At 63.6% G+C, this 7,197-nt stretch carries 9 protein-coding genes; 2 read left to right on the forward strand and 7 right to left on the reverse strand.

All coding sequences use genetic code 11. The features are described from left to right. A partial coding sequence (locus EOA22_RS19490) for a ribonuclease HII (RefSeq protein WP_127390151.1) occupies positions 1–699 on the forward strand: 699 nt, incomplete at its 5' end. Between the two features lie 275 nt (positions 700–974). Here EOA22_RS19490 and EOA22_RS19495 read toward each other — a convergent pair. From EOA22_RS19495 to EOA22_RS19525, 7 genes are all read right to left on the reverse strand, one after another. Next, a complete protein-coding gene (locus EOA22_RS19495) occupies positions 975–1,466 on the reverse strand; it encodes a F0F1 ATP synthase subunit B (RefSeq protein ID WP_013532841.1) in 492 nt (163 codons plus the stop codon). 10 nt (positions 1,467–1,476) lie between these two features. Continuing rightward, on the reverse strand, positions 1,477–2,076 hold the full coding sequence (locus tag EOA22_RS19500; protein ID WP_013532842.1) for a F0F1 ATP synthase subunit B: 600 nt from the start codon (positions 2,074–2,076) through the stop codon (positions 1,477–1,479). Between the two features lie 63 nt (positions 2,077–2,139). Further along, positions 2,140–2,364, reverse strand: coding sequence for a F0F1 ATP synthase subunit C (locus EOA22_RS19505; RefSeq protein WP_006206606.1), 225 nt, complete (start codon positions 2,362–2,364; stop codon positions 2,140–2,142). 85 nt (positions 2,365–2,449) lie between these two features. Next, positions 2,450–3,208, reverse strand: a complete 759-nt coding sequence (locus EOA22_RS19510) for a F0F1 ATP synthase subunit A (RefSeq protein ID WP_013532843.1) — start codon at positions 3,206–3,208, stop codon at positions 2,450–2,452. A gap of 59 nt (positions 3,209–3,267) precedes the next feature. Then, the gene (locus EOA22_RS19515) at positions 3,268–3,675 is read right to left on the reverse strand and encodes an AtpZ/AtpI family protein (RefSeq protein ID WP_013532844.1); all 408 of its coding nucleotides are present in this window, start codon (positions 3,673–3,675) and stop codon (positions 3,268–3,270) included. A gap of 254 nt (positions 3,676–3,929) precedes the next feature. Then, on the reverse strand, positions 3,930–5,114 hold the full coding sequence (locus tag EOA22_RS19520; RefSeq protein WP_063167648.1) for a cell wall hydrolase: 1,185 nt from the start codon (positions 5,112–5,114) through the stop codon (positions 3,930–3,932). A 145-nt stretch (positions 5,115–5,259) separates the two neighbouring features. Then, positions 5,260–6,549, reverse strand: a complete 1,290-nt coding sequence (locus tag EOA22_RS19525; RefSeq protein WP_063167647.1) for an MFS transporter — start codon at positions 6,547–6,549, stop codon at positions 5,260–5,262. A gap of 119 nt (positions 6,550–6,668) precedes the next feature. Here EOA22_RS19525 and EOA22_RS19530 point away from each other — a divergent pair. After that, the coding region (locus EOA22_RS19530) for a LysR family transcriptional regulator (protein WP_127390152.1) at positions 6,669–7,197 on the forward strand (529 nt) is incomplete at its 3' end.

Consider the following 7,197-nt stretch of genomic DNA (forward strand, 5'->3'; position numbering starts at 1 on the left):
GCTCGCGCGCGTTCTGATTCTCCGCCTCTCTTTGAGATCATCGAGAAGCCCGACTTCTCCTTCGAGACGAAGGCGATGGCGGAGGGCCTGTGGCCGGTCGCCGGGATGGACGAGGCAGGCCGCGGCCCCCTGGCCGGGCCGGTGGTCGCCGCAGCGGTGGTGCTCGATCCCGCCAACATTCCCGACGGCCTCGACGATTCCAAACGCCTCAGCCATTTACAGCGTGAGGCCCTGTTCCTGCGCATTCTCGGCTCCGCACAGGCGGTCTCGATGGCCTCCATCAGCGCCGAGGGCATCGACGGCAGCAACATCCTCAAGGCAAGCCTGGAAGCCATGCGGCGCGCGCTGGTAGGGCTGTCGGTCCGGCCGAAGCTTGCGCTTGCCGATGGACGCGACGTGCCGCCGGGACTGCCTTGTGAAGGGCGCGCGCTGATCAAGGGCGACCAGCGTTCGCAGTCGATCGCCGCCGCCTCGATCGTCGCCAAGGTGATGCGCGACCGCATGATGTGCGGCTGCGGCAACCATCACGACCGCTACGGGTTCGAAGTCCATATGGGCTACGCCACGGTTCGTCATCGCACCGCGATCGAAGCGCATGGCCCGGTGGCGCGGCTGCACCGCGTGTCGTTTGCGCCATTCCGGCTGGGTGGGGCCGAGGTGGACGTGGTGGAAGAAGAGAGCTTCGCCGGGCTGGATTGAGCGACGACGACGACAAGCCAATCTCCCCCCTTGTGGGGGAGATGTCCGGTAGGACAGAGGGGGGCGCTGTCCCGCCGGCCTCTCAATCGATTGCAGTTATGCCCTCAGGCTTGTCCCGATAGACCTTAGGACAACAAAGGTTAGCGTTCCTTCACGCCCCCCTCTGCCCTGCCGGGCATCTCCCCCACGAGGGGGGAGATTGGCAGCTTCAGCGCCGCAACAAAAAAGCCGCCGGGTTGCCCGGGCGGCTTTCGATGACTGGCTAGACGAACCGCCTAATTCAGCTTCGACTTCACGTCCGCGAGCGAAGCCTTGAACAGATCTGCACCGGCCTTGGCGTCGATCTTGCCGGCAAGCAGCGCGCGTGCTGCCTCGACGGCGATGTCGACGGCGCTGGCGCGCACTTCGCTGATGGCATCACGCTCGGCCTGACCGATCTTCTGTTCGGCAAGCGCGGTGCGCCTGACGACATAGTCCTCGGTCTTCTTATGCGCGTCGGCGGCAAGCATGTCGGCTTCGCGCTTGGCGGCAGCGACGATGTCGGCGGCCTCCTGCTCGGCTTCCTTGCGCTTGCGCTGGTACTGGCCGAGCAGCTGCTGGGCCTCCTCGCGCAGCCGGCGCGCTTCGTCCAGTTCATTGCTGATCCTGGCGGCACGGGCGTCGAGCGCCTTGGCGATCATGCCAGGCACCTTGATGTAGACGGCAACGCCGAGGAAGATGATCAGGGCTATCGTGGCCCAGAGCGTCGCGAGAGATGTGTAATCCATGATGCGCTCCTCACCGGGCCACGGATTTGACCGCGGCCGCGATCTCGGCCTTGCTGGCCTTGCCGCCAACCAGAGCCTCGACGATCGCCGAAGCGGTGTCCTCGGCGATGCTGCCGACTTCCTTCATGGCATTGGCCTTGATGGAAGAAATGCGGGCTTCGGCTTCGCCAAGCTTCGCGTCGAGCGCAGCCTCGACCTTCTTGCGAGCGGTGTCGGCCTCGGCCTTGGCAGCGTCGTTGGCCTGCTGGCCGATCGCGTTGGCCTTGGTCTTGGCTTCCGCCAGTTCCTGCTCGTAGGCAGCAACGGCGGCGTCGGCCTCGCCCTTCAACCTGGCCGCCTGGTCGAGGTCCTGCGTGATGCGATCGTTGCGGACATCGATGATGCCGCCGACGCGCGGCATCACCACCCGCTTCAGGAAGAGATAGAACAGCCCGAAGGTGATCGCCAGCCACAGAAGCTGCGACGGGAACGTCGCCGGATCGAATGGCGGAAACGTGCCATGCGCTTCAGCAGGCACGCTGGTGCCGGAATGCGTGTCGCCTTCCGTCGCAGCGTGGCTGGTATCGGCTGATGGCGCGGACTCTTGCGCAAAGGCAGATGTCACGAACATGGACTATCCCCGAAATTCAGGCCCGCCGCTTGCGCGGCCGGCCTGTCCAATCTTCCCGAGTGCTCAGCCGAACAGGGCCAGAAGCGCGATGAGAAGCGAGAAGATGCCCAGAGCTTCGGTCACGGCAAAGCCGAAGATCAGACGGCCGAACTGGCCATCGGCGGCCGACGGGTTGCGCAGTGCGCCCGCCAGGTAGCTGCCGAAGATGTTGCCGAGGCCAATGCCCGCGCCACCCATGCCCAGGCAAGCGATGCCGGCGCCGATGTACTTTGCTGCTTCTGCGTCCATTTGTTCAACTCCTTTGGATCTAAAATTCCGTTGCGATTCCATCCGGCGCCAATGTTGGAAATCTTTGGGCCGGAAACTTTTGGACCTAGTGCCCTGGATGCAGGGCGTCGTTGAGATACATGCAGGTCAACACGGCAAAGACGTAGGCCTGCAGGAAGGCGACCAGCAGTTCCAGTGCCGTCAGCGCCACCGCCATCGCCAGAGGCAGGATCGAGCCGGCGACGCCAACCGCGCCGAGCGCGCTCAGGCTGACGACGAAGCCGGAGAACACCTTCAGCGTGATGTGGCCGGCGAGCATGTTGGCGAACAGACGAACCGAGAGGCTGACCGGGCGCGACACGAAGGAGATTACTTCGATCAGCACCACGAGAGGCAGCAGGAAGACCGGCACGCCGTGCGGCACGAACAGTTTCAGGAAGCCAAGACCATGCTTCATGAAGCCGTAGACGACCACGGTTGCGATCACCAGCACGGCAAGGCCGAAGGTGACGATAATGTGGCTGGTGACGGTGAAGAAATAGGGGAACAGGCCAAGCAGATTGGCGACGAGCACGAACATGAACAGCGAGAACACGAGAGGGAAGAACTTCATGCCCTGCGTGCCGGCGGCGTCGCGCAACATGTTGCCGACAAACTCGTACGCCATCTCGGAGACCGACTGAAGCCGCCCGGGAACCAGGCTGCGGCTCGACGTCGTGAGAAACAGGAATCCAGCCGCGACGATCACGGTTGCGACCATGAACAGCGCCGAATTGGTGAAAGACAGGTCATAGCCGCCGATGTCGATCGGAATCAGCTTGTTGATATGGAACTGGTGGATCGGATCGACCTTGTCAGCTGCCACGTTCAAACCCCGTCAATGCCGCGTACGGCCTCGTTACCATTACCGCACATGGTGCGCGGTCATTTCTTGTCGTCTTGGCCACGGCGCGATTTATCGCCCTGTCCAAATTCTGCCACGACGCCGGCGGAACGCATCACATTGAGCACTCCGGCGCCAAAACCAAGCAGCAGAAACACGATCAGACCCCATGGCGATGTCCCCGCCAGACGGTCGATGACCCAGCCGATGCCGGCACCCACCACCACCCCGGCGATAAACTCGCTGGAGAGTTTGAGCGCCTGACCATAACCGGCCACACTGCCCGCTTTCGCGTCGTCTTTCCCCTCGAGCCGGCCCGGCCGCCTTGTCGCAAGCGAAGCTTCAAGGTCACGGCGGCGGCGCTCAAGATCGTCGTCGCGGATGTCGGGTTCATGCTGATTGCCGCGGCCGGTTTCTCCGGTTCCGTCTGGCCCATTCTTGTCGGCCATCGCAACCCCCCTGCCCGGTCAGACCGTCACCGTCCGTCCGCTTCTAAAGTCGCCGGCAACATAGTTAGAGGGTTTGCGCCCGTCAAGCCACGGGCGGAAGTTCATTGCCATGTATTTTAGGCAATAAAATCAATGAATTACGAAGGTGCGACATCGTGCCCGCCAGGATGACGAGGATGCATGGCGCGAATCCCCCGCGCAATGGCTCTTTGATCGGCTGCGCGCCACATCAAGGATCAGCGGCTGCTCCGCACTCAGCTCCAGCCGCCGCCATAGGTCCGATAGAAGATATGCAGGCCGATCTTGGTCATCTTCTGCATCGTGCGCGCCCAGCCGGGGTGGACATATTGGGCATAGTAGTGGGTCGACGATCCGACTTCCGGAATGAAGATCTTGCCGGCGGTGACGGCCATGGCGATCTCCTGGGCGGTCTTGTAGGCGGCTGGGCTATCGATGCGCTTCTTCCTGCCGTCGCAGGCGAAGGAGAACTGGCAACGGTTGAACCAGCTGTCGTTCTGGTAGACGACGCCGCAGATCGAATTCGGATAGGTCGGATTGCGGACGCGGTTGAGGATGACCTGAGCGACAGCGGCTTGGCCGCGCACGGATTCGCTCCTCGCCTCGAAATAGATTCCGTTGGCAAGGCATGCCTGCTCCTTCTTGGAGAAGACACTCGCCGGCAGCGGGTTCTGGATCCACGAATGATCGCCCTTGGCCATCGGCGGAATGAAGCGGCCCTCATTGGGCTGCTCGTCCTGAAGCAGGGCCTCGAAGGGCGATGCCTTGGCATAGTCCGGCTCGGATTGCGCATAGGCGGTGGCCAGCACATCCGGATGGTCGTTGTTGACCAGCGCCGCCAGCATGGCCGGCACGCCGGGATCCGGCTTCTTGTCCTCGCGCGCATGGAATGCCGCGGCGATCTGGATTTCCTTGCCTTTGATCTGCGGCTTGGCGAAAGCCATTTTCAGGCCGCTGTCCATGCTGGGTCGCAGCAAGGAGGAGGTGCGCTCGAAGATCGAGCCGGCGTTGAAGTTCTTCGGGGGTGCGACGGGAGACATCTGGACGATGCGCCCTTTCTTCTCGGCGCGCACGACGCGGTCCTCATCGGGCGTGGCGCTGACCTTGCCGCCCTTGCCGCGAAACGACACGTTGCCGACACCGGCCAGGTGGACGCCCGATCCGGAAATGGAGCCGGTGACATCGGAATCGACAAAGGGCATCTCGGCCGCGTGGGTCGAGCCGGCGACGGATTTCTCGACATAGGAATTCCAGCGCGTGCTCGATGCTTCGAGGCCGGAAACGAGGCTCGTCATGTCCTGATAGGCGGCGACGGTCGGAAAGCCGATCCAGATGCCGAAACCGATGACGAGCGGACCCAGAAAGCCACGTTTTCTCTCACCGGCGGCGGCAACCAGCCGCTTCAACACACGTCGATGCACGGAACTCTCTCCAGGAACGCTACAGACCCCACTGGAGAGCAAAATGATGCATTAACCTTGATGGGACGTTAACGGATTCGATCGGGTTTTCCCGGTCGGCCCGAGGTCGTGGTTGCGAAGTCGGGCGATTTTGCGGCCGGACCATTCAGGCCGGGCGCAGGAAGATCGGCCGGGCGATCAGCGCGCAGATGGCGGCCGCCAGCCAGACGCCGGACCAGGACCAGAGGTGCAAGAGCCCCGGAATGGCCACCGGCACCAGGAAGAAGCCGACGAAAACAAAGGTGTTGGCAAGGCTGAGCGCGGTTCCGACATGGCCGGCGCCGGCAAGGGTGGCAAGCTCGGTGTAGGCGACGCCGTGCCAGGCGGAGACAGAGATGCCTGCGACAATAAGCACGACCGGAAGAACCGCCGACCAGATGAGCTGGCCGCCCGGAATGGTTGGGCCGAACAGGACCAGCAGCCAAAGCATGGCGAAGGCAAGGGCGCTGAACGCGCTGCACAGGCGAAGAAATTGGCGGCGGTTGCCATAACGGTCGGTGAAGCGGCCGCTCCAGATGCGCATGACCATGGCGCTGATCTGCACCGCGGCGAGGCTGGCACTGATTGCCGCCGTTCCCAACCCAACGAAGTCGTGCAGGAATACGGAGGCGAAGGTGAGCACGGCCACCTGCGGAAAGCAGAGCAGGCCGATGGCGGTCGCGATACGCCAGACGTCGCGATTGCGCAGCGGCGCCGGTCCGGCCACAGCCGAAGCGGGATGGCCCTCGCCCGCCGTCGGCGGCTCGTGCAGCCAGCGCCAGGCGAACAGGGCAGACAGAGCGGATGCGCCCGCCAGCACCCCGAACACCGCGGCAAAGCCGAAAGCCAGCGCAAGCGAGGGCAGCACGAGCGCGCCAAGGCCGCCGCCAAGCGGCACCGCCGTCTGCCTGATGCTCATGGCGAAGCCGCGCTCGTTTTCCCGGAACCAGCCCATGATGGCGCGGCCGCTCGAACCGTTGACGCTGCCGCCGAGCAATCCGGTGATGAATAGGCTCGTGGAGAGCAGCGTGACATCGGGAGTACCGGTCCTTGTCGGCACGACCAGCATCGCCATGACCAGGAGCCACGCCGCCGTCGCGCCGAGCCCGATCAACAGCACGCGGCGGTCGCCCCAGCGATCGGTGAGCAAGCCCCAGGGCAGTTCGCTGAGCGCGACCCCAAGCCCGAGAAGGCCGAGCGCCAGACCGAGTTCGGCATTGCCTAGGTGATAGCCCTGGCGAAGAACGACCGCCGTCGCCGGGATGCCGGAGAACGTAGCCGAGAAGGCGGCATTGGCGGCAACGCCGATGCCCAGGACTTTCCAGCGATGGCCCGGCGTGAACACCCTCCCGGTGGAACCGGTATCTTCCAGAAGTTCCGACGGCTGCCGGTCGGTGCAATTGACAATGGCGGACATGACTTCATTTCCCGTGCTGGCCAGCGGTCCGGCCTTGACGATCTGTCCCTACCGCCATAATTTCGTCCTGAAAATCAGGAAGTTTTGAACTTACAATCCTGAAAATCGGGACTTCCAACATGCGACGCGTGACATTCGACCTCGACGTCCTGCGCAGTTTCGTCACCGGCATGGAGCTGGGTAGCTTTGCCAAGGCCGCTGACCGGCTTGGCCGGTCGACGTCGGCGGTCAGCGCGCAATTGAAGAAACTGGAAGAACAGGCGGCGACGCCGATCTTCCGCAAATCAGGACGCGGCCTCGCTTTGACCGAGGCAGGCGAGACCATGCTCGGCTATGCGCGCAGGCTGATCGAATTGAATGACGAGGCGGCATCCGCCATCCACGGTGTCGAGCTGGAAGGCTGGGTACGGCTCGGCTTGCAGGAAGATTTCGGCGAGGCGGTGCTGCCGGACGTGCTCGGCCGATTTGCCCGGGCGCACCCCAAGGTGAAGATCGAAGCCAGGATCGCACGCAGCCACGACCTTGCCGAAAGGGTCCTGTCAGGCAGCCTCGATATCGCGCTCGCCTGGCACTGCGGCGAAACGCTGCCCTACAGCCAGCATGTCGCCGATGTGCCGATGCGCTGGATCGGGCCGGCAAAGCGTATCG

The sequence above is a fragment of the Mesorhizobium sp. M7A.F.Ca.US.014.04.1.1 genome, from assembly GCF_003998745.1.
GTDB classification, from domain to species: Bacteria; Pseudomonadota; Alphaproteobacteria; order Rhizobiales; family Rhizobiaceae; genus Mesorhizobium; species Mesorhizobium ciceri.